This window comes from Nocardiopsis valliformis DSM 45023 (genome assembly GCF_000340985.1).
In the GTDB taxonomy this organism is placed as follows: Bacteria; Actinomycetota; Actinomycetes; order Streptosporangiales; family Streptosporangiaceae; genus Nocardiopsis; species Nocardiopsis exhalans.
Genome location: NZ_ANAZ01000047.1, coordinates 23,641 through 46,292 on the forward strand (window position 1 = coordinate 23,641; position 22,652 = coordinate 46,292).

Consider the following 22,652-nt stretch of genomic DNA (forward strand, 5'->3'; position numbering starts at 1 on the left):
CCGCCCCGTGCTCGGGCTGCGGCCCGGGGCCCCTTCGGGCGCCTCCGGTGTTTCCCGGTCCCCTACTTCCCACCCTCACCGGGGTCGAAGAGGTCGAGGAAGGCACAGGTGAAGGCCGCGGCGTACCCGGCCGCGACCGGCTGCCAGAAATCGTCCTCCTCAGCGGTCTTGCCGTCGACCAGGTCCGAGATACCACGGACCACCAGGGCATGCGTGCCCGAGGACAGGTAGGCGCCGCGCAAGAACCCGTACCCCTCCATCTCCACCGCGACGGCGTCACCGCAGTGCAGGCGCAGGCTCTCGGCGGTGGCGGAGCTCCGGTCGGCCACGACCTTGTTGCCCGCGGCGATGGGTTTCACGAAGGCGCGGGGCGTGTGGCCCGGGACGCCGACCTTGGCCAGCGCGGGCCACTCCTGGCGGAAAACGACGTCCATGACCCGCTGCATGGCCGGGTGGGAGGGTCCCTCTGTCTTGGCCCTGGAACGGAACCCGTCCTGGTCGACCTTGCCGGTCTCGTAGTCGTAAACGGCGTCGGCGACCACGACGTCCCCCTTGCGGACGTCCTTGATCCCGCCTGCCACACCCACGAACACGATCACCTCGGGGTCGAAGGCGGCCCGAGCCCGTTCCAGGTGCACCCCGGCGTCGACGTTGCCCGGGCCGGTCTGGGCGAGGGCGACCCGGCGGGTGCGCTGCTTTCCCTTGAGCGTTCCGATCCGGTAGAGGGTGCCGTTCGAGGAGTGCTCCTCGAAGGGCTCGACCAGGTGCTCGGCGACCGCCCGGTACTCGGATTCAAGGGCGGTAACGACCACCGCATCGGCCTCGGAGGGCTTGGGCCGGTCGGCCTCGCGGCCCTGTTCGCGGGGCTGCCCCTCGGAACTCGCGGAACTTTCGCCGGGGTGGTTGGGGTAGGTGTTCCGCTGGTCGAAGTTGATTCCGTCTCCGAAGGCCATGTTGTGCGCCCTGAAGTTCTGCTTTCCCGAGAAGTGGTTCACGCGCTCTTCCCCTCCTTGCCGCCGCCCCCTGCGGGCTGGTTCGTCCGCTGGTCGAACTTGACGTCACCGAAGCCCATGTTCTGGGCGTTGTAGTTCTGGACGACCTGGGCCACCTCGCCGGTGCTGTAGCCCTCGGCCCTGAGGACCTCGCCCACGCAGACGAGGACCTTCTCCCGCACCGCGTGGGTGACCCGGCGCAGGTCGTGCGACTGGAACAGCTGCTCGAGCCCGTCGGCAGCGGCCAGCTCGCGCACGCCCCGGCGGGGTGAGTAGTCGAAGAGGTAGTCGTTCGCGATGGCCGCGTTGTACTCGTCGTCGTGGTCCCGGGCACGCTTGTTCATCCGCTTCGAGGCACCCACCTCGCCGAAGTTCCGCTGGAAGTCGCCGAACAGACCGGTGGCCGCGCCCCAAAGCGCCAAGATGAAGTCGTCGGCGTCCTTCCCTCGGGGCAGGTCTCCCGCGGGAACCGCGTAGCGGTCGGAGATCGGAGGCATGACCAGGGTCTCGCCCTCGATGTGCAGCAGCCCGCCCCGGGAAGTCACCCGGACGAAGACGGTGACCACCAGCTCGCCCTCCCAGAGGCTGACTCCGATCTCCAGGAAGTGGCGCGCCCGCTCGTGGGAGACATCGATGAGGCGGTGGACCCAGTCCGGTTCGAGCCGCGTGGGACGGCCGTAGACCAGGTCCTTGACCAGGCCCTGGGGTGGCGCGTCGCGCTCACCGGGCAGGAAGACGCAGTCGGCGACCGCGAGGCTGGTGCGTGCGGCGGCGGGCAGCGTCCCCTCGTCAGCGAGTTCGGGCAGGCCCTCTCGCAGACGCTCGTAGACGGCCTCCACCAGGGCGGTGTCCGTCGCGGGCTCGATTCCGGTGACGTCCGCGAGGTGGCAGGGGGCCGGATCGCCGTCCTGTGCCTGGTCCTGATTGTCGTCCCGCCGCAGTCTCAGGGTGACCGGCCAGGATCGGAACTGTTGGCCTGCCCCGACAAAGGGCAGGTAGGAGCTGTAGAAGGCGACCGGTCTCGTGCCCACCCCGCTCCGGTGGGGACGGGGTGCCGTCCGCTGTCCCGCGTCCTTCTCCTGCCGTTTCCGTTCCTCACGGAGCTTCGCCAGGCCCTTCCGGCGCAGTTCCCACAGGGCGCGGTTGGTCCGGACCCGGGCCCAGGTTCCGACCCCGACGGCGGTCACGAGCAGGAGAAGAACCCCGACCCAGACGGGGATCAGGAAGCCGACCGTCGGCGTTCCGGAGCCGCTGGGCGGGTACGGCTGGGAATCGAGGTTCCCGCTGCCGTGGGGGTCGACCGGACCCGTTTGGCTCAGGAGAACGGCTCCAAGCAGCGGCAGGAGCCAGCTCGCCACGAAACCGATCAGGGCAAGTACGAACAGGGTTCGGGCCCAACCGGGGATTCGGCCCAGCGCCGTGCTGCTGATCAGGCCCACCGACGCGAAGAGCACCGCGAGGACGATGCCGAACACACCGACGGGGAAACTGAAGAAGCACATCGCGGCGCTGATGACGATGAACCACCATCCGGCGGCCACCCGCACGCCGCGGGCCTCCTCACACTGCCCGGCGACTTTCTTCGCGTCCAGTCCCGGTTCACGGGCATGGGTCCGGTGCTTCTGTTCCTCGTGCTCTCCCAGGACGGCGTCCCGGAATTCGGCGTCCGTCCAGGCCGCGCAGGAGAGTCTGGTCGTGGGGTCGTACTCGGAGTAGCCCACCAGTTCCTCGACCTTGTCGAGGTCGGTGGGGGTCGTGTTGCGGCGGGCGGGGAGCCCGCGTTCGTGGGGGTGTTCGGTGCTCACAACAGATCCCTGGGATCCGGGCCCACCCGGTTTCGGGGGGCAAGGGAGTGGTGGCTGTGCTCGTGCGGCGGGAGGTCACGAGCGGGGGACCGTTCCTGCACCGGGGCGGCGGGGCCCACGGGCGGGGGAGGACGGTCAGTGTGGGAGGCGGGGGCGCCGTCAGGGGAACGGCTCGCCTCCCAGGCGGTGTCGAACACACGCAGGGCGAACTCGTAGAGCCACCCTGATTGGCCTGCGACGATACAGGGCGACCTGCGCCCATGTACGGCTTTTCGGTAGAGAGTGAGGAAGACGAGGTTCTCGGTGACGACGATCCGGTAGAGGTTAGGCAGGTCGTAGAAGCGGATCTCGGTACTGTCTTGGGCCGCGGTCGCCTCCAGCAGGTAGCGGTGGTTGGCCAGGACCTGGTCCCGCAGCACGCCCCGCCGGAACCCGGGGTCGGTGACGCCCAGTTCGCGTTCGCGCCGGTCAAGCCAGGACTCCCCCTCCTCGGGGACGTAGGGGTCGGGCAGGAGAACCCGGGTGGATTCAGGTGTCCGTCCCCCACCGCTCCACAACGGCGCGAAGCCGTCCCGGGTGAGTTCGTTCCCCCGCCCGACCATGACCCGCACCGAGCGCGCACGCCGCAGTTCCTCGGCGAGCTCGCCCTTCGCGTCGTCCTGGTGCCGATGGATCCGCAGTACGCCGAGCCCGCTGAGCCGGGCGAGCGCGGCGAGCACCCACCCGCGCACCCGCTTCGACATCAGCCATCCGAACCCGAGCGTCGCGGCGGTGGCCGCCAAAGAGCTGGCCACACCAAGCGTGAACTCCGTCAACGCGGACCCCCCATGAGTTCACGGGCAGCACACCCGAACAATTAAGGTCTCTTGGACCATAACCCTCCTCCCATTTATGGTCAAGTTCACCTTTAGTAGGTTGGTGGGATGACCACCCCGAGATCCGAACCCGCACCGCCCCGCTTCCCGGTCTCCGTCACGGTCGACCTCGTGATCCTCACCGTGCGGGACGGGCACCTGAACGTGCTGCTCATCGAACGAGGCAAGGAGCCCTTTCTCGGGGGCCACGCGCTACCGGGCGGCTACGTGCGCCCCGATGAGGCGCTCGACGGGGCCGCGCTGCGCGAGCTCAAGGAGGAGACCGGACTCGACGGGCACACCCTGCACCTGGCCCAGCTGCGTGCCTACGGCGAGCCGCGCCGCGACCCGCGCGGACGGGTCATCACGATCACCTACCTGGCGCTGGGACCCGATCTGCCGACACCCGTGGCGGGAACGGACGCGGCACGGGCGGCCTGGATCCCGGTCGAACGAGCCCTGTCACCGGACTTCCCCCTGGCCTTCGACCACAGCACGATCCTGGGCGAGGCGGTCGAGAAAGCGCGCGCAAAGCTGGAGTACACCACCGTCGCCACCAGTTTCTGCACGGAGCCGTTCACCGTCAGCGACCTGCGCCGGGTGTACGAGGTGATCTGGGGGACCGCGCTGGACCCCAGCAACTTCCGGCGCAAGGTCACCCGCACGGAGGGCTTCGTCGAACCGACCGGGGAGCGCCGGGCCGCCGAGGCGGGTCGGCCCGCCGCCCTCTACCGGGCGGGCCCCGCCCGGGTGCTCTACCCGCCGCTGCTGCGCGGCACATCCCTGGGCTGACCCCCACCGGGACAAGGGGAAGGGGCTCCCGAACCGAAGAAACGGTTCCGGAGCCCCTTCCTGTCAGAGCTTCAGAGCGGTCAGGCCAGGCCCTGCTCCTCGAGCCACTCCTGGGCGACGTCCGCGGCGTTCTCGTTCTGGATGATGACGCGTTCGTTGAGCTGGGTGAGCTCCTCCGTGGTCAGGGCCGCGGAGACGGCGTTCAGGGCGGCGCGCGCGGTGTCGTCGACCTGGTCACTGTTGATGATCGGGGTGATGTTCTGCGAACCGAAGAGGTTCTCCGGGTCCTCCAGGACCACGAAGTCCTCCACCGCGATCTGCGGGTCGGTCGTGAACAGGTTGGCGGCCTGGATGTCGTCGTCCAGGAGCGCCTGGGTCAGCAGGGCGACCTCCAGCGAGCGGAACTCGCCGAACTCGACCCCGTAGACCGACTCCAGGCCCACCACGCCCTGGTGGCGGGTCTCGAACTCGGGCGGACCGCCCAGGACCAGCTCGTCGGCGACGTCGGCCAGGTCGGCCAGGGTGGTCAGGTCGTACTCGTCGGCGACCTCGCTGGTGACGCTGACGGAGTCCTTGTTCTCCGCGCTGGAGGAGTCCAGGATCTCCAGGCCGTCGGGCAGGGCCTCCTCGACCAGGCGGTTGGTCTCCTCTGGGTCGGTGCTGGGCGCCTCGTCGTCGAGGTAGGCCAGGGTGGCGCCGTTGTATTCGGGGAAGACCGACAGGTTGCCCGACTCGATCTGCGAGTAGTACACCTCGCGGCTGCCGATGTTGAGCCGGTACTCGACGTCGACGCCCTCGGCTGCCATGGCCCGGCCGTACAGCTCGGCGAGCAGGCTGCTCTCGGGGAAGTCGGCCGAACCGATGACGACCGTGCCCGCTTCGCCGCCCTCCTCCTCGAAGGGGTCACTGCCACCGCACGCGCTGAGGAGCACCACGAGTGGAAGCCCGATGAGGGCGAGCTTCTTGTGCATGTCCAAACCTTCTCTCTGGGAACCTTCGCTTGTCGGGTGGTGCCTGAAGGCGACCCGGTCAGCGCGCCGCCGCGGCTTCGGAGCGCAGTCCGGGAGCAACGAGGAGCCGTCGCAGCCCGGCGAACAGGAGCGTGGTGACCACTGCCAGCGCCACCACGAGTACGGAACCGCCCAGCATCATGGTCAGGTCCTGGCGGGCCTGGCCGTCGACGATGTAGCGGCCCAGGCCGCCCACCCCCACGTAGGCGGCGATGGTGGCCGTGGCCACCACCTGGACGGCAGCGGTGCGCATCCCGATCAGGATGAGCGGTGTCGCCACCGGGAGTTCGAGTTTGAACAGGACCTCGTGGCCGCGCATGCCCATGCCCAGGGCTGCGTCCTTGAGTCGGGGCTCGACGCCGCGCACTCCCTCGTGCGTGTTGACCAGGATCGGCGGTACGGCCAGCGCCACCAGCGCGGCGACGACGGGGACCAGGCCGATCCCGGCGGCCAGCACGATCAGGAACAGCACGCCGATAGTGGGCAGGGCGCGGGCGAAGTTGGCCAGGCTCGCGCTGAAGAAGCCGCCCACCCCGGTGTGTCCGGTGAGCAGGCCGATCGGTACCGCGATGGCCGCCGAGATCAGCAGGCCCAGCAGCGAGTAGTAGACGTGTTCGCCCATCCGGGCGGGGATGCCGGCGGGGCCGGTCCACTGCGCGGGGTCGGCGAACCACGCCGCGAGTTCGTTCAGGATGTCCATGTCACTCCCCCGCAGTGGCTTGGTTCGGGCCCTGCACGGCGGTGGTCTGGGCGCCGACGGGGGTCCCGGTGGCCACCACGGCCCGTTGGCGCGAGCGTGCGCGGCCCGACCGTCGCGCCCGGCCCGATCCACCGTTACCCCGGTTCCAGGGGGTCAGCAGGTACTGGGCGACCACCAGCAGGGCGTCGGTGACGAACGCCAGCAGGACCACCAGGACGATGCCGACCACGATGGGCGCATCGAACTGGCGGCGGAACCCGTCGCTGAGGATGAGCTGGCCCAACCCGCCCAGTCCCACCAGGGAGGCGACACTGACCATGCTGATGGTGGCCACCGAGGCCACCCGCAACCCGGCGATGACCACCGGGACCGCCACCGGCATCTCCACGGTGAGCAGGCGCCGGAGCGGGCTGAAGCCCATCGCGACCGCCGCCTGGCGCACGTGGTCGGGGACCTGGCGCAGCCCGTCCACCACGTTGGGCAGCAGGATGACCAGCGTGTACAGGGACAGCGGCACGATCGCGGTCCAGTCGCTAAACCCGGTGTAGGGCAGCATGAGGAAGAACAGCGCGATCGAGGGCACCGCGTAGAGCACGTTCACGCCGGTGAGCACCGGCGGGTACAGCCGCCCCCAGCGCGCGCACGCCAGACCCAGCGGCAGCGCGACGGCTAGGCCGATGAGGATGGAGAGGTAGGCCAGGCGCATGTGTTCGAGCAGCCGGGGCCAGATGCCCCGGTTGGGCTCGTCGGGGTAGCTCCAGTTGGCCACACCCCACTCGGTGACCCGGGTGATCCACTCCCAGACGCCGAGCGCCCCGTTCCCGCCCTCCACGGCGATCACTCGGACACCGACCAGATGGCGGCGCCCAGGTCGTTCTGGGAGACCACCCCGACCACCCGGCCCTCGTCGTCCACGCCGACCGCCCGGCCCGCGGGTGAGAGCACCGCGGCGTCCAGGGCGGCCCGCAGGGAGTCCACGCCGACGTCGAAGGTGTGGCCGTAGGGCGCCAGGTCCAGCGAGCCCAGGGGCACCCCGCTGGGGGCCCGGTCGAGCTGCTCGGCGCTGACCCACCCCTTGGGCATGCGTTCGGCGTCCACGACCAGCGCCCAGGGCTCGTTCTCCCCGGCGACCAGGGTCTGGGCCCGCTCCACCCGGTCCTCGTCGTCGAAGACCACGTCCTCGCGCAGGGAGAGCCCGCTGGCCGGAAAGAAGGACAGGCGGCGCACTCCGCGGTCGTAGCCGATAAAGGATTCCACGAAGGCGTCCACGGGTTCGGCGAGCAGCCGCTCGGGGGCGTCGTACTGGGCGAGCTCCCCGCCGGGGCGGAAGACCGCGATCTTGTCTCCCAGCCGCACCGCTTCGTCGATGTCGTGGGTGACGAACACGATGGTCTTGTGCAGCTCCTGCTGGAGGCGGATCAGCTCGTCCTGGAGGCTGGTGCGCACCACCGGGTCCACGGCGCTGAAGGGCTCGTCCATGAGCAGGATCGGCGGGTCGGCCGCCAGGGCGCGGGCGACGCCCACCCGCTGCTGCTGGCCGCCGGAGAGCTGGTGCGGGTAGCGCTTGGCCTGGGCCGGTTCCAGCCCGACCAGCTCCATGAGCTCGACCGCCCGCGCGCGGGCCCTGGAGCGCCGCCAGCCCAGCAGCAGGGGCACCGTGGCGATGTTGTCCAGGACGGTGCGGTGCGGGAAGAGGCCCGCCTGCTGGATGACGTAGCCGATGGAGCGGCGCAGCTGGGCAGGGTTCTGGTCACGGATGTCGGCGCCGTCGATGCGGATGGTGCCGTCGGTGGGCTCGACCATGCGGTTGATCATCCGCAGGGAGGTGGTCTTGCCGCTGCCGGAGGGGCCGACGAAGACCGTGGTCTTACCCGTCTCCACGGTCAGGTCCAGGTGGGCGACGGCGACGGTGCCGTCGGGATAGATCTTGGCGGCGCCCTCGAATGTGATCATCGCGGGGTCGTCTCCGTTCGGGGGCCGGTGGGTGTTGCCGGTGGGGAGCATGCGCAGATGTGCACTGTTTCCCCCAGGATTGGGGATCAAACGGGCAGCATGGGGAGTCAGCCGTCACTGGGACGTGCTGGGAGGGTACCGGGGAGACCCCGGGGCGGGGCGGGACGACACGCGGGCTCAGCCGCGGGCGGTGATCCAGTCGGCGAGCTGGTGAAGGTCGTCGGCGACGACGTCGGCGCTGCGGGCCTCGGGGGTGGCGGAGTGGCGGTAGCCGTAGATACCGCGGCGCAGCAGGGCGGTGGCCATCCCGGCCCGACCGGCGGGCAGGACGTCGTTGTCGACGCGGTCGCCGACGTAGAGGATCTCCTCGGCGGTCAGCCCGGGGCGGCTCCGCGCGGCCAGCTCCAGAGTCCGGTCGAAGAACTCCGGCTGGGGCTTTGCCACCCCCCAGTCGTCGGAGATCCCGATGCCGTCGACACCCAGCTCCATGGCGGCCAGGGCCGGACCGGCCTCGGGCGGTTGGTTGCCCGCGATCACCAGGGACAGCCCGGCCGCGCGCATGGTCTTGAAGGCGGAGCGCACATCGGGGTAGAGGTCGCGTTCGGTGAAGTGCTCGCGCTCACCGTCGGGCTCCTCGGCACGCCAGCGGGCGCTCTCGGCCTCCAGGTCGAACCCGGGCACGAGCAGGCGGAACCCATCGGTGAGGGTACCGCCCGAGGCGATCACACCACCGATGGTGCCGAAGAACGCCATGTGCGGGATCGCGAAACGGTCCGCCCAGCGCGCGAAGATCCGCGTCTCGTCGATGAGCGTCTCGCCGACGTCGAACACCACAGTACGAATTGCCACGGTTAGGGAGTTTACACAGCGTCCTCGGCCGGAGACTCGGGCCGACGCGACGCGGCCGCCGGGTCAGCCGCCGGAACCGCCTCCAGGTCAGCCGACCGGCGGGCGCAGCACGGCGAAGGCGTCGGTGACCTCCAACTCTCGTGCGCGGAAGCGGAAGAGCGCGGCGGGCCGGCCGCCCGAACGCCCCGAGGGCACCGAGCGCCCGGTCTCCTCGATCTGCCCGCGCCGCAGCAGGACCCGGCGCAGGTTGGTGGCGGCCACATCGTGCCCGAGGGCGGCCCGGTAGTGGGCGGACAGCTCCGACATGGTGAACTCCGGCGGCGCCAGCGCGAAGCCAAGGTTGGTGTAGCTGAGCTTGGAGCGCAGGCGACGGCGGCCCGAACGGACGATGGCGGCGTGGTCGAAGGCCATCGGGGGCAGGTCGGCGGCGGGGTGCCACCCAGTGTCGTCGGGCACCACCGGGTCGATGTGCGCCGGGACCAGACCCAGGTAGGCGGTGGCCAGGGTGCGGCGCTGGGGGTCGCGTTCGGGGTCGCTGCGCGTCTCCAGCTGCTCCAGGTGGCTCAGGTCGCGGACGTCGACCTTCTGGGCGAGCTGGCGGCGGATGGAGGCGCCCAGGCTCTCGTCGGCGCGGAGGCGGCCGCCGGGCAGCGCCCATTCCCCCTCGCAGGGCGGCAGGGCCCGCCGCCACAGCAGCACGCACAGTTCACCGCCGCGGATCTGGAGGACGACGGCGAGCGCCTCGTGTGCCGAGAGCACCGTTCCCCCACCTCCCCCTCCGACCGCTCCGGCCTCGTGTGGGGCGGCCGTCGCGGTCGCTCCCGCTGCGGCGTCCGCTCCGACCACCGTGACCTGTCCGTTTGCTTCCGGGATATCCACCCTGTCCCTTCCGTTCCACGACATGTTAAGCTTCACCAGGTTTGTGCCTGCAAGACAAAAACTAGTCCACCGCACTGACCTCCCACGGCACGGCGCCCGCACGACGTGCCCACAGCCTCAAGGAAGTAGTAGGACATGGCAACGGTCACCGCGACGGCGGACACCATGACCAGGCAGGAATGGGCCGCTGAGGTCCGCCGCCTGGCAGATGAGCGCGACGCTGTCATCCTCGCGCACAACTACCAGCGTCCGGAAATCCAGGACGTCGCCCACCACACCGGCGACTCCCTGGCGCTCTCCCGGCTCGCCGCGAGCGTGGACGCCGGCACCATCGTCTTCTGCGGTGTGCACTTCATGGCCGAGACCGCCAAGATCCTCGCGCCGGAGAAGACCATCCTCCTGCCCGACCCGAACGCCGGGTGCTCGCTGGCCGACACCATCACCGCCGAGGACGTGCGCGCCTGGAAGGCCCAGCACCCCGGCGCGGTCGTAGTCGCCTACGTGAACACCACGGCGGCGGTCAAGGCCGAGACCGACATCTGCTGCACGTCGTCCAACGCCGCGGACGTCATCCGCTCCATCCCGGAGGACAAAGAGATCCTGTTCCTGCCGGACCAGTTCCTGGGCGCCCACGTCAAGCGGGTCACCGGCCGCGAGAACATCCACATTTGGATGGGCGAGTGCCACGTGCACGCCGGGATCGACGGCCACACCCTGCGCGAGCGGGTCGCGGCCGAGCCCGACGCCGAGGTGTACGTCCACCCCGAGTGCGGCTGCGCCACCTCCGCCCTCTACCTGGTGGGCAGCGGCGCGGTCCCCGCGGACCGGGTCAAAGTGCTCTCCACCGGCGGCATGCTCAGCGCCGCCGAAAACACCAGCGCCAAGAAGGTGCTGATCGCCACCGAGACCGGCATGCTGCACCAGCTGCGCAACGCGAACTCCACCACGGAGTTCGAGGCGGTCAACTCGCGCGCCGAGTGCCACTACATGAAGATGATCGACGCCGACAAGCTGCTGAACTCTCTGCGCCACGGCACCACCGAGATCCTGGTCGACCCCGAAACCGCCGAACGCGCCCGCCGCTCCGTGGAGCGCATGGTCTCGATCGGTCAGCCCTCCCGGGGCGGCGAGTAACGGACTTGCAGGGCTTTCGAGGCCTTCGGAGCCTGCCGGGGAACGGTCAGAACGCGCGTTCGGAGTGACGCCGGACGCGCCTGGACGGTAACAGAAGTCTCACCTTCCAGATACAGCTGATCGATTCACCCACGCTAGACGCCTCCCCTCGCTAGCGTCACCACAGAAGCGGGGGGAGAATCGTGACCAGAGGTAACGAAACAGACGTACCGGCGGCAGAGGTCGTCGAGGCGCTGCACGACACCTTCGCGCCGTCGCTGTACCTGTACGCGTGGTCCCTGTTGGGCGACCCCGAACGGTACGTCGAGGGCGCGCGGGAAACGGACGCGGCAGAGTCCGGCTCGGGGGAATCGGGCGAGGACCCGGTGACCGATGCCGTGCACGAGGCTCTGGTCGCCGGGGTGGGGCTCGAGGCCAAACTCACCGACCCCGCGGACCGCGGGCCCTGGCTCTATGCCCTGGTCCGCTCCGCCTGCCAGCGCCGCGGCTTCTCGCTCACCTGCCCCTACACACGCCTGGCCACCGTGCCTGCGGAGGTCCCGGTCGCACGGATGTTCTCCCGGCTGCCCGCCAGCCACCGCGAACTGGTCGAACTCAACCTGCGCCACGCGCTGTCCACCTCCGCTGTGGCCCGTGTCCTGGGCCTGGAACCGCGGATCTGCGGCGAGCTGTCCCGCTCCGCGATCCGCCGCGCCGCCGAAGGAATGGAGGACCTCGGCGAGTCTGACGCCGGGAGCGACTCCGAGGCGGATACCCCCACCAACACCTGGCGCACCCAGGTCCAGCAGGTCTCCTCCGCCCTGGCCCTGCTGCGGCCACCGGGCCCGCCGCCCGGTCTGCGCGCACGGGTCGTGCACACCTGCACCTCACCCGAGGCGGCCGGGGACCGCACCCGCATCGCCGCCGCCATGCAGCCGCTCACCGCGGACGGCTACCCGATCCACCGCTCGCGCCCGCCCGGCGCGCCCGTGGTCGAGGCCCCAGAGGAGGGCGGCACGGTCGAGATGCCGCTCCCCCGGGCCCTGCCCGGCGACCGGCTGACCACCGCCGACCACCCCCTCCACGAGGACGTGCACGCCCCACTACCCTCCCCCGACCACGACCCGCTCGACGAGATCACCGGACCGGGACGGCGGCGCTGGCCGCTGCCGGCGGTCTCGGGGCTGGCGACGGTCGCGGTGGCTTTCGGTCTGTGGTGGTGGGCCAGTGCCATAGGCGCGCCCTCCACCATGATCGACGCGGGTCCCGCGCTGCCGGGTCAGCGTCCGGGCCTTTCGGAGGTGGAGGCGGCCTCGACCGCCTCCGACGGCAAGCCGGGGACCGAGCAGACCGAGACCTCGGCCTCGGGCAACTCACTCCAGGAGGGCTCGGAAGCGACGGGGCCGCCGGGAGAGGAGCCCGGCGACCCCGCGGAGGCCCCCGAGGACGAGGGGGTTTCCGAAGGCGAGGAGCGAACCAGCGAGGGTTCGAACGAGGAGGTCCCGGAACAGCCCGGGGAGGAGCCGGTTCCGCCCCGGGCCCCCGAGGAGGGCGGCGGCCCGGCCCCGGGCGCACCGGAGGAGACCCCCGAGACCGATCCCGGCAACGGGGGCTCCGAGGGCGGAGGGGGTTCGAACGGCCTGCTCGGCGGCCTGCTGGGCCTGCTGTTCGGCAGCGGCCAAAGCGACCCAGGAGACTAGGGCGACCGGGCGGGACCGGTAAGAGGACTGGCTAAAAGGAGACGAGCAGGCGCTCGGCCGCGATCTGGAGGCGACCCTCGACCTCGTCGACGTCACGGCGGCCCTTGAGGATCTCGACCAGTTCGAAGATCCACACGCTGGTGAGCGAGCTGACCAGGACGTACCCGGTGCTGTCGCGGTCCACCCCGGTACCGGCGCTCTCGGACTCGTCGTCGGCGCCGGTCTCGGCAGCGGTGGTGTCCGCGCCCTCCAGGTTGCCGGTGGCCACCCGCCACACCAGGTCGCTGATGCGTACGTCGAGCTCGATCTTGACCTCGGCCATGATCAGGGACCGCACCAGGGCGTCGGCGAGCTCGGGCTCGCGCATGAGACCCCGGGTGGCGCGGAGCAGGACGTCGACCGCCCTGCCGGAGGGGGAGTCCGCAGTGGGCGGGCGGCGGACGATGCCGCCTTCCAGGAGGTCGAGTTCCTCGGTGACCACAGCCACGACGAGGTCCATCTTGGAGGGGAAGTAGCGGTAGAGCGTGCCCAGGGCGACACCGGCGCGCTCGGCGACCGAGCGCATCTGCATGGCCTCCACGCCACCGCGTACGGCCAGGGCGGCCGCGGTCTGGACGATGCGCCGACGACGCTGGGTCTGACTCCGCGTCATCGTTCCGGTCGCTGCCTGCACCGCCACAGGGTCTCTCCCATTCGTCACCGGTTCCGCGCGCGCCGTCGAGCGGCGGACCGAGGCCAACTGCGCCGGGCTGGTGCGTACCCTGCCAACCAGGCTTACGAGAACACGTTACCCAACAGCTTCCCACCATCGCAGCGCTTCGCGCCCATGATCCACGCCTCATTGCCCGATGTAGTGAAGGCAATACGAGAACTTGACCCGAGCTTTCAGGTGACCCGTTCGACCTTAGTAGAATATGTTCTATTTTGCTCGGGCGATATGGCCTGGACCACACTCGGCCACGCAAATCGGGCCCGGACCGACCCCGAGCCGGACCCGTAGGGCACCCACCGCCCGAAGACCCAGGCGAGTCCTTCCCTAGAATCGAATCAGATTCGGTTTCCAGTGGAGAGGTCGGCCCAGGATGCGTGAAGTCCCCCCAGTAGAGGACCTAGGCGAGGGATTGTGGAGCATCCCCGTGCCCGTTCCCCACAACCCGATCGGGTTCACCTACGTCTACGCGCTGTCCGCGCCCGGCGGCCCCGTCCTGATCGACACCGGCTGGGACCACGATGACTCGTGGGACGCCCTGGTCAGCGGCCTCAAACAGGCCGGACACGGCGTCGACGAGGTCCAGGGCGCCGTGCTCACCCACTTCCACCCCGACCACTCCGGCCTGACCGGCCGCCTGCGCGAGGCCTCCGACGCCTGGGTCGCCATGCACCCCGCCGACATCGAGGTCCTGCGGCGACTGGAGGAGCGCACCCCCGACGAACGCGGCGCCTCCGTCCTGGAGCAGATGACCCGCGCAGGCTTCCCCGAGCAGGACCTCGAGGCCTTCAGCGCCGCCCCCAACGTCTTCCAGTCACCCGCACTCCCCGACCGCGCGCTCGGCGACGGCGAGCGCCTAGACGTCCCCGGCCTGGACCTGCGCCCGCTGTGGACACCCGGGCACACCCCCGGCCACCTGTGCCTGCACCTGGCCGAACGCGACCTGCTCTTCACCGGCGACCACGTGCTGCCGCGCATCACCCCGCACGTGGGCCAGTTCCCCCTCGACTCCGCCGACGGCGACCCCCTCGGCGACTTCATCGCCTCCCAGGCCCGCATCGGCCGTCTGCCCGAGGCCGACCGGCTCCTGTGTCTTCCCTCACATGAGACGCGCTTCTCGGATCTGACCGCACGCACCGCGGAGATCATCGACCACCACGAGGAACGCCTGGACTTCATGGCGCGCCTGCTCGAGCAGGGCCCCACCACCCTCTGGGAACTCACCTCGTGCCTGGAGTGGCGCCGCCCTTGGGCGGACATGCGGCTCCTGGCCCGACACATGGCCGCCTCCGAGACCGCCGCGCACCTGCGCCTGTTGGAGGAGCGCGGCCTGGCGACCCGGAACGGCTCGGTGGAGCTGCCCCGCTGGGTCAGCGTCGCCCAAGCGCAGCGCCCCGAATAGGATCCCCTGTACCTAAAGCCCGGCGCCGACCCCGAATGAACTCGCGAGTAACATATGGGGGCGCGCAACTATCCCAGCGGCCGCCCCAGCAGCGGCTCCGGCCACACCGGAGCCCGCCAGGAGCAACGGCGGCGACCGGGCACGCGACCCAACGAAGAGGTGGACTCTTGACCCAGTCGGGCACAAGCACGGGACCGACCCCACGGCCCTCCGGCGACCGCCCCCTGCGCGTCGCCCTCCTGTCGTACCGCAGCAAGCAGCACGTGGGCGGACAGGGCGTCTACGTCCGCCACCTGTCCCGCGAACTGGCCGCGCTCGGTCACGAGGTCACCGTCTTCTCCGGACAGCCCTACCCCGTCCTGGACGAGGGCGTCACCCTGGAGAAGCTCCCCTCCCTGGACCTGTACAACGACGTCAACCCGTTCGTCGCCCCGCCCGTGCGCGAGTGGCGCGACTGGATCGACGTCCTCGAGGTCGCCACCATGTGGACCGCCGGGTTCCCCGAGCCGCTCACCTACTCCCTGCGCGCCAACCGCGAACTCCGCCGCCGCCTGGGCGAGTTCGACGTCGTCCACGACAACCAGACCCTGGGCTGGGGCCTGCTCGGTATCAAGTCCGCAGGGATCCCCCTGGTCACCACCATCCACCACCCCATCAGCGTGGACCGCCGCATCGAGCTGGAGGAGGCCAAGGGCCTCCAGAAGCTCTCCAAGCGCCGCTGGTACGGGTTCGTGAAGATGCAGGCCAAGGTCGCGCGCAAGCTCGACCCGATCCTGGTGCCCTCCCAGTCCTCCGCCGACGACATCGCCCGCGAGTTCGGCGTCGACCCCGCCACCATGGAGGTCACCCCGCTCGGCGTGGACACCCGCTACTTCCACCCCCGCCCCGAGGTGGAGCGTGTCCCCGGCCGCATCGTATGCACCGCCAGCGCCGACAGCCCCCTCAAGGGCGTCAGCATCCTGCTGCGCGCCGCCGCCAAGCTCGCCACCGAACGCGACGTCACACTCACGATCGTCAGCAAGCCCAAGCCCGGCGGCCCCACCGACCAGCTCGTCGACGAACTCGGCCTGCGCGATCGGGTGGAATTCGTCAGCGGCATCGACGACCGGGAACTAGGCGAACTCATCTCCAGCGCCCAGGTCGCGGTCGTCCCCTCCTTCTACGAGGGCTTCTCCCTTCCTGCCGTGGAGGCCATGGCCTGCGGCACCCCGCTCATCGCCAGCCACGCGGGCGCCCTGCCCGAGGTGGTGGGCACCGACGGCGACGCCGGCCGGCTCATCCCGCCCGGCGACCCCGAGCTACTGGCCGCCGAACTCACCTCCCTGTTCGACGACGACGCCGAACGCGAGCGGATGAGCGCCGCCGCCTGGCGCCGCGTCCAGGAACGCTTCACCTGGAAGGCCGTGGCCGAGCTGACCGCCCAGCGCTACGCCTCCACTATCGACGCCGTCAAGGGGACCAGTGCCGGTACCGGCGACGACGACAACCGACCCGCGCCCGTGCGGGCCCGCGCGAACGGTGCCTGACCCGGCAGGCCGCGCACTCCACGACCCGCAGCACCACCCCTAGGGAGCTTCCACTGATCACCGTCGACTTCAACCTGTTCCCCGTCGGCCCGGGCCACCGCGTTCTCGACCTCGGCTGCGGCGGCGGCCGCCACGCCTTCGAGATCTACCGCCGCGGCGCCGACGTCGTCGCCTTCGACCAGAACGTGAACGACCTCGCCGAGGTCGAGACCATGTTCGCCGCGATGGCCCACGAGGGTGAGGCGCCCGCCGAAGCCAAGGCCGAGACCGTCAAAGGTGACGCTCTCGACATGCCCTTCGACGACAACAGCTTCGACCGCGTCGTGGCCGCCGAGATCTTCGAGCACCTGCCGCACGACACCGCCGCCATGAAGGAGCTGTACCGGGTCCTCAAGCCCGGGGGCATCGCGGCCGTCACCGTGCCCAGCTTCCTGCCCGAGCGCATCTGCTGGGCCCTCTCGGAGGAGTACCACACCAACGAGGGCGGCCACATCCGCATCTACACGCGCGCCGAGCTGGAGGCCAAGCTCAAGGCCACTGGCTTCGTGATCGGCCCGCACCACCACGCGCACGCCCTGCACGCGCCCTACTGGTGGATCAAGTGCGCGGTGGGCACCGACAACAACGACCACCCGGCTGCCAAGGCCTACCACGACCTGCTGGTCTGGGACATGCTCCAGGCCCCGAAGGTGACCCGCGTGGCCGAGAAGCTGCTCAACCCGGTCATCGGCAAGAGCGTCATCGTGTACGTGCGCAAGCCGCACACCGACGCGGCCTCCTGATGGCGTCCGCCCCAGAAGCCCTGTACCTGCCCGGAGTCTTGAGCACCGAGCAGCTCCACCTCTCCGCCCACTACCTGGCGCGGTCCCAGGAGGCCGACGGGGTCATCCCGTGGTTCCCCGGCGGCCACGCCGACGTGTGGGACCACGTGGAGTGCGCGATGGCCCTGACCGTCACCGGCCGGCTCGTCCCCGAGCACGCCGAGGCGGCCCGCCGCGCCTACCTGTGGCTGGACGGCAGCCGCCACCCCGACGGCGGTTGGTACGCCAAGTACCGCCAGGGCCGGGCCGTGACGGAGCTGCGCGAGGCCAACCACGCCGCCTACCCGGCGGTGGGCCTCTTCCACCATCTGCTCGTCACCGGCGACACCGCGTTCGCCGAGCGCATGTGGCCGGTGGTAGAGAGCGGTCTGGAGTTCGTGCTGGCCCTGCGCGGCGAGCAGGGCGAGATTCTGTGGGCCCGCTCCGAGGACGGCTCCCCGGGCGACCACGCGCTGCTCACGGTGTGCGCGAGCGTGCACCACGCCCTGCACTGCGGTGCCGCCCTGGGCGCCCGTCTGGGCCGTGAGCGGCCGGAGTGGTCGGCGGCCGCGGACCGGCTGGCCGAGCTCATCAAGAACGACGAAGGGCTGTTCTCGGACCGCTCCCGGTTCTCGATGGACTGGTTCTACCCGATCCTCGGCGGCGCGGTGCGCGACGAGGCCGCTAAGGCCCGGATCGCCGAGCGCTGGGACACCTTCGTCATGCCCGGCCTGGGCGTGCGCTGCGTGAGCGACCAGCCGTGGGTGACCGCGGCGGAGTCCTCGGAGCTGGTCATGGCGCTGGCCGCCATGGGCGAGACCGAAACCGGGGTCCGCATCCTGCGGGACGTCCAGCACCTGCGCGACGCCGACGACGGCGTCTACTGGACCGGTTACCAGTTCGCCGAACAGGTGCGCTGGCCGGTGGAGCGCAGCACCTGGACCTCGGCGGCGGTCATCCTGGCGGTGGACGCGCTCACCGGCACCACGCCCGGTTCCCGGGTCTTCCTGCACACCTGGGAACAGGAGCCGGTCGGCGTCTGAGCCGCTGGAACAGGGTTCAGGTAAGAACACAAGGAGGGCCTTGGTACCGGATGCCGGTACCAAGGCCCTCCTTTCGCTATCCGGCTGTCGTCATCAGCCCTCGTCACCACGGCCCGGTGGGAAGTCGGGAATCCCCGGCTCCTCCGTCTCGCCCGGCCCGCCCGGCTCCTCCGGTTCGACCGGAATCTCGGGCTCCACCGGAACCTCGGGCTCCACCGGAACCTCGGGCTCGGGGTTCTCCGGCTGCTGCGGCTCCTGCGGCTCCCGGGGTTCCTGCGGCTGCTGGGTCGCCGGGTCCGGGGCCCAGTTCTCCGTGTTGCCGCCGAATTCGGGGCTGGGGAAGGACTCGCGTTCGTAGCCCTCCATTGCGCGGCTCATGTACGAGTTCCACATCGAGGCGGGCAGACCGCCACCGGAGATGTTGTGCCCCGGGATGCTGAAGCTCTCGTTGTTACCGCTGTAGACCCCGACCGCAGTGGACAGCTGCGGGGTGTACCCCACGAACCAGGCCGCGACGCTGCCGTTGGTGGTACCGGTCTTGCCCGCCACAGGGTGGTCCCACAGCCGCGCGGCCGTGCCGGTACCGCCGTTGACCGCCTGCTCCAGGGCGTAGGTGACGTCGGAGGCGGTCGACTCCTCGAGGGCGCGCTCGCCCTCGATCTCGGGCCGCTCGTTCTCGCCCTCCTGGTTCACGACCTCCTTGATGACGTGCGCCTCCATGTGGACGCCGCCGTTGGCGAAGGTCGCGTACCCGCTGGCCTGGTCGATCGGGCGGACGCTGGTGGCGCCGAGCGGCATCACCGGGACGAGCTGGTTGTCACCGATACTGCCGTCGGGCAGGCCCACGTCATAAGCGGTCTGACGGACCTCCTCGAAGCCGACCTCCTGGGCCAGCTCGACGAAACCGAGGTTGTTGGACACCGTCGTCGCCTGGGTGAGCGTCATGACGCCGCCCGGGGCGTTGCCCGCGTTCTGCACCCGGGAACCCGCGATGTCCCTCGGCCCGCGGCCGTCCACCGTGGAGTTGAGGCCGTAGCCCTGCTCCAGCGCGGTGGCCAGCACGTAGGGCTTGAACGCCGAACCCGCCTGGGCAGCGCCGAGGAAGGAGCTGTCGTACTGGTTCTCCACGTAGTCGTGTCCACCGTAGAAAGCCAGCACCTCACCGGTCTTCGGGTCGATGGTGGTCAGCCCGATGTTGACGCCCTCGGGGAGGTTCTCCGGCGGAACCATCTCCTCCACCGCCTCGTAGGCGGCGTTCATCATGTCCTCGTCGAAGGTGGTGACGATCTTGTAGCCCTGGCGCTGGATGTGGTCCTCGGTGAAGCCGAGGTCGGCCAGCTCGCTCATGGCCTCCTGGAGCATGTACCCGCGGTATCCGGAGATGTTCTCCACGGTCTTCTCCGGCTCGGGGGCCGGGAACTCCATGGCGTCGGCCTCGGCCTGGGTGATCGCCCCGGTCGTGACCATGCCGTCGACCACGTACTGCCAGCGGTTCTCCATCCCGGGAGTGGTCTCCACGTCCGCCTGGCCGAAGTGGGTCGGCTGCTGGATGGCGGCGGCCAGGAACGCGGCCTCCTCCGGGGTGATCTCGTCGACGTCCTTGTTGTAGTACGCCTGCGCGGCGGCCTGGACGCCGTAGGACTGACGACCGAAGTAGATGGTGTTGAGGTACTGCTCCATCACCCACTCCTTGTCCTCGCTCTGATCCACCTTGATGGAGATGATGATCTCCTGGATCTTGCGGGACACGGTCTGTTCCAGGGAGACGCCCTCGTAGTAGTTGCGGACCATCTGCTGGGTGACGGTCGAACCGCCCTGTACCTGCTCACCGGTGACCGTGGACCACACGGCACGCATGGTGCCGCTCAGCGAGACACCGGGCTCGGTCCAGAACCCGCGGTCCTCGGCGGAGATGACCGCTTCGACGACCTGGTCGCCGCCGGCCACCATCTCGTCGTAGGTGATGACGTCACGGTCGGTCCCCCGATAGGCGAACTCGGTCTCACCGTCGGCGAAGTAGAAGGTCGACCCCTGCTCCACGGCGTCGGCCTTCGCAGCGTCCGGCACCTCGACAGTGCTGTAAAGGAACGCGAAGGCGCCGCAGGCCAGGATGATGAGCAGGCCGGTGACTATGAGGAAGGCACGCAGCAGCCGCAGCCACAGCGGCTTCTTGCCCTTCTTTTTCTTGCCGGACTTGTCGCCGGGCCCCTTGGGGCCACCGGGACCACTGGGCGGACCCTTGGGCCCACCGGGGCCACCAGCCGCACCGCCTGCGGCGTGTTCAGCCGCCGGGCCTTGCTGCTGTCCGCCGGAAAACCCCTGAGGGCCGCCGGGAGTACCAGGAGGCGTGGCACCGCCTGGCGGCGTGGCCGCCGCAGCGGCAGCGCCGGGCGCCCATACACCGGACTCACTGTCGGAGGACTCGGGGTCCTCCGACGAGGGTCTGTCCGAGACGTAGTCAGACAGCCGCCGGGCCTCGGGCCATAGGGCAGCCGTCTCGGCGTCGGTGCTCTCCCCCGCCGGCCCGGACTCCGCGCGGTGCTCGGCCTCGGGAGGAGCAGCCGCGAAGGGCACCGTACCCGGGGCGGGCGCAGGCATGGCCTCGGTCCGGGGCTCGTCGGAGTCCTTCGGGGTGTGCCCCTGGTCGTCGTCCTCGTCCGGGAGCTGGAAGGGCTGGGTCGCGGGTCCGGTCTCGGTCACGGCGGCAGCCGCGGCCACCGGGTCACCGACGGGCTCCTCTTGCCCCCGCGCCGGGATCTTCTCCGTGGCGGGCTCACAGTCCGACTCAGCGGAACCCTGGGGTTCCTCGACCGGAATCCTCTCCGTCCGAGGCTCCTCGAGCTCAGCACCGTCATCGCCATCGTCTTCGGCAGCCGCGTCGGTGCTCTCCGTGCTGTCGGATCGCGTGTCAGCGGTCTCCGAAGCATCGCTCGGCGGAGTCTCCGACTCCAGGGAGCTCATATCACCGGTTTCGAAGCCCTGTTCAGCCAAGGTCTGCGCTACGCGGTCACGGAAGAAGGTGCCACTCGTCTTGAAGGCGATCGGCCCCGCGATGAATTCCGGTTCGGGCAGGCCATCGTCCCCCTGCTCCTCAGCCGATGCCTCCCCTGTAGATTGATCCTCACCAGCGGTGGGTAGGTTGTCACCCTGGGGGGTCGCATGACTGGACAGCTCCTCAGCAGAGGTGTCGTTCGTCTCCGGCATGTTCGAGTCAGGACGCTGTCCATCCGTCCCGTCACTGCCGTGTGTGCTCTTGCTCAGCTCCCCGCCCCCAAGGCAAATCACGTCCGGCACTGTGCCGTCCTGGTGTTTGACGCGCGAGTGCCCCTGATCGGTTCAGTTCAATTCGGGACTGAAGCGGTATTCACAGGGAAATCGCCACCATCGCTCCACCCTCACCGCCACGATACCCGCACGTAACCGTGTCAAGGTCAAATCCGTAACCGCGCGGTCACTTCTTACCGAAGGCTTACCCTTCGAAGGTGTGTCACAGGCAGGGTGTTGAGTCACCCGCATGAGCGACCTCTGACACAACTGTGACCAGGGAAAATCACCGATCGTACACAGAAGGAGACGGGGGCGTACGGCACACCCCCGCCCCAGGGGTCAGGCGACGCGCTCCAGGACCCGCATGGAGCCGACCACACGAACCTCCTTGAAGTTCCCGGAGTCGAGAGCGCGGCAGTAGATGTTGTAGGGCGGACGACCACCGTCCTCGGGGTTGGGGAACACGTCATGGATGACGAGAGCACCCCCGACAGCGACGTGCGGGGACCAGCCCGCGTAGTCGTTCTGGGCGGCCGTCTCGCTGTGCCCGCCGTCGATGAAGAGCATGCCCAGCTCGGTGCCCCAGATTGCGGCGACGTCCACGGAGGCCCCGGCGATCGCGATGACCTCGTCGTCCAGGCCCGCCTTGCTCATGGTGTGCCGGAAGTGCGGCAGGGTATCGAACTTCCCGGTCACCGGGTCGATGAGCGAGGCGTCGTGGTACTCCCAGCCCTCCTGGTGCTCTTCGGACCCGCGGTGGTGGTCCACGGTGATGATCTTCACCCCGCTCACCCGAGCAGCCGCGCCCAGAAACACTGTGGACTTTCCACAGTAGGTACCGATCTCGACGACCGGCCCACGGTCGGCGTATTCCAACGCGCTCTCAAAGAGGGCCAGCCCCTCATCAGTGGGCATGAAGCCCTTCGCAGCCTCAGCAGCAGCCAGCAGATCCGCGGGGATTGTCTTTGTCATACCGAAATTCTCCCACCACCAGAATCCCCCCTCACCAGCACCCCAACCCCAATCACCCGCACTCCTCGCCGGCCAAGACAAAGCACCGCAGACACAGGGGGTTCGAAGCCCCATCACGCGCACTGTTGCAAGCGGCACAAAATCGCTCCCCTCAACCCCCACGGGACCAAGGTGCACGATCAAGGTGACAGGAGCCCCAGAGGGTGAACCCCCACCCCACCATTCACATGTTCACAAACCCAAGCAACAAAAAAGGAGGAGGCTCGTTCCGAAGAACGAACCCCCT

The 22,652-nt window shown here is 69.8% G+C and carries 19 protein-coding genes; 7 read left to right on the forward strand and 12 right to left on the reverse strand.

What is annotated here, in order from left to right; all coding sequences use genetic code 11:
• Window positions 1-62: 62 nt before the first annotated feature.
• From D457_RS0128890 to D457_RS0128900, 3 genes are read right to left on the reverse strand one after another with little or no spacing between them, the layout of a single operon-like run.
• Window positions 63-995, reverse strand: a complete 933-nt coding sequence (locus tag D457_RS0128890; RefSeq protein WP_017584151.1) for a 5'-methylthioadenosine/S-adenosylhomocysteine nucleosidase family protein — start codon at window positions 993-995, stop codon at window positions 63-65.
• Window positions 992-2,797: a DUF4149 domain-containing protein gene (locus D457_RS0128895; RefSeq protein WP_017584152.1), complete on the reverse strand. Its 1,806-nt coding sequence runs from the start codon at window positions 2,795-2,797 to the stop codon at window positions 992-994. Before D457_RS0128895 ends, D457_RS0128890 begins: the two co-directional genes overlap by 4 nt.
• On the reverse strand, window positions 2,794-3,591 hold the full coding sequence (locus D457_RS0128900; RefSeq protein ID WP_193374550.1) for a hypothetical protein: 798 nt from the start codon (window positions 3,589-3,591) through the stop codon (window positions 2,794-2,796). Before D457_RS0128900 ends, D457_RS0128895 begins: the two co-directional genes overlap by 4 nt.
• 129 nt (window positions 3,592-3,720) lie before the next feature.
• On the opposite strand from D457_RS0128900, the gene D457_RS0128905 reads away from it, so the two are divergent.
• Window positions 3,721-4,443: an NUDIX hydrolase gene (locus D457_RS0128905; RefSeq protein WP_017584154.1), complete on the forward strand. Its 723-nt coding sequence runs from the start codon at window positions 3,721-3,723 to the stop codon at window positions 4,441-4,443.
• 80 nt (window positions 4,444-4,523) lie between these two features.
• Here D457_RS0128905 and D457_RS0128910 read toward each other — a convergent pair whose 3' ends face one another.
• The 6 genes from D457_RS0128910 to D457_RS0128935 all read right to left on the reverse strand — a co-directional run bounded on the left by D457_RS0128910 (window position 4,524) and on the right by D457_RS0128935 (window position 9,714).
• Window positions 4,524-5,414: an ABC transporter substrate-binding protein gene (locus tag D457_RS0128910; RefSeq protein ID WP_017584155.1), complete on the reverse strand. Its 891-nt coding sequence runs from the start codon at window positions 5,412-5,414 to the stop codon at window positions 4,524-4,526.
• Window positions 5,415-5,472: 58 nt separating this feature from the next.
• Window positions 5,473-6,153: an ABC transporter permease gene (locus tag D457_RS0128915; RefSeq protein ID WP_017584156.1), complete on the reverse strand. Its 681-nt coding sequence runs from the start codon at window positions 6,151-6,153 to the stop codon at window positions 5,473-5,475.
• Between the two features lies 1 nt (window position 6,154).
• On the reverse strand, window positions 6,155-6,994 hold the full coding sequence (locus tag D457_RS0128920; RefSeq protein WP_017584157.1) for an ABC transporter permease: 840 nt from the start codon (window positions 6,992-6,994) through the stop codon (window positions 6,155-6,157).
• The gene (locus D457_RS0128925; protein ID WP_026117134.1) at window positions 6,991-8,106 is read right to left on the reverse strand and encodes an ATP-binding cassette domain-containing protein; all 1,116 of its coding nucleotides are present in this window, start codon (window positions 8,104-8,106) and stop codon (window positions 6,991-6,993) included. Before D457_RS0128925 ends, D457_RS0128920 begins: the two co-directional genes overlap by 4 nt.
• 177 nt (window positions 8,107-8,283) lie before the next feature.
• Window positions 8,284-8,940 (reverse strand): HAD family hydrolase, encoded by a 657-nt coding sequence (locus D457_RS0128930; RefSeq protein WP_017584159.1) that lies wholly within the window; start codon window positions 8,938-8,940, stop codon window positions 8,284-8,286.
• Window positions 8,941-9,042: 102 nt separating this feature from the next.
• A complete protein-coding gene (locus tag D457_RS0128935; protein ID WP_017584160.1) occupies window positions 9,043-9,714 on the reverse strand; it encodes an NUDIX hydrolase in 672 nt (223 codons plus the stop codon).
• A gap of 255 nt (window positions 9,715-9,969) precedes the next feature.
• On the opposite strand from D457_RS0128935, the gene nadA reads away from it, so the two are divergent.
• Window positions 9,970-10,968: a quinolinate synthase NadA gene (gene nadA, locus D457_RS0128940; RefSeq protein WP_017584161.1), complete on the forward strand. Its 999-nt coding sequence runs from the start codon at window positions 9,970-9,972 to the stop codon at window positions 10,966-10,968.
• Between the two features lie 182 nt (window positions 10,969-11,150).
• Window positions 11,151-12,647, forward strand: coding sequence for a hypothetical protein (locus D457_RS0128945; RefSeq protein WP_026117135.1), 1,497 nt, complete (start codon window positions 11,151-11,153; stop codon window positions 12,645-12,647).
• 31 nt (window positions 12,648-12,678) lie between these two features.
• Here the strand turns inward: D457_RS0128945 and D457_RS0128950 are convergent, their stop codons facing one another.
• Window positions 12,679-13,326 (reverse strand): TetR family transcriptional regulator, encoded by a 648-nt coding sequence (locus D457_RS0128950; RefSeq protein ID WP_017584162.1) that lies wholly within the window; start codon window positions 13,324-13,326, stop codon window positions 12,679-12,681.
• A gap of 403 nt (window positions 13,327-13,729) precedes the next feature.
• Here D457_RS0128950 and D457_RS0128955 point away from each other — a divergent pair, with 403 nt between their 5' ends.
• The 4 genes from D457_RS0128955 (at window position 13,730) to D457_RS0128970 (ending at window position 18,127) form a co-directional block, all read left to right on the forward strand.
• Entirely contained in the window at window positions 13,730-14,758 is a 1,029-nt protein-coding gene (locus D457_RS0128955; protein ID WP_026117136.1) for an MBL fold metallo-hydrolase, read from the forward strand.
• Window positions 14,759-14,925: 167 nt separating this feature from the next.
• Window positions 14,926-16,284 carry a glycosyltransferase family 4 protein gene (locus tag D457_RS0128960; RefSeq protein ID WP_017584164.1) on the forward strand — a complete coding sequence of 453 codons (1,359 nt, stop codon included), beginning with the start codon at window positions 14,926-14,928 and terminating at the stop codon, window positions 16,282-16,284.
• Between the two features lie 53 nt (window positions 16,285-16,337).
• The gene (locus tag D457_RS0128965) at window positions 16,338-17,066 is read left to right on the forward strand and encodes a class I SAM-dependent methyltransferase (RefSeq protein WP_026117139.1); all 729 of its coding nucleotides are present in this window, start codon (window positions 16,338-16,340) and stop codon (window positions 17,064-17,066) included.
• The gene (locus D457_RS0128970) at window positions 17,066-18,127 is read left to right on the forward strand and encodes a prenyltransferase (RefSeq protein ID WP_017584166.1); all 1,062 of its coding nucleotides are present in this window, start codon (window positions 17,066-17,068) and stop codon (window positions 18,125-18,127) included. Before D457_RS0128965 ends, D457_RS0128970 begins: the two co-directional genes overlap by 1 nt.
• Before the next feature lie 93 nt (window positions 18,128-18,220).
• On the opposite strand, the gene D457_RS0128975 is transcribed toward D457_RS0128970, so the two are convergent.
• Together D457_RS0128975 and D457_RS0128980 are read right to left on the reverse strand one after the other, a co-directional pair.
• A complete protein-coding gene (locus tag D457_RS0128975) occupies window positions 18,221-21,331 on the reverse strand; it encodes a transglycosylase domain-containing protein (protein ID WP_449406557.1) in 3,111 nt (1,036 codons plus the stop codon).
• A 402-nt stretch (window positions 21,332-21,733) separates the two neighbouring features.
• Window positions 21,734-22,366, reverse strand: coding sequence for a class I SAM-dependent methyltransferase (locus D457_RS0128980; protein ID WP_026117138.1), 633 nt, complete (start codon window positions 22,364-22,366; stop codon window positions 21,734-21,736).
• Window positions 22,367-22,652 lie beyond the last annotated feature (286 nt).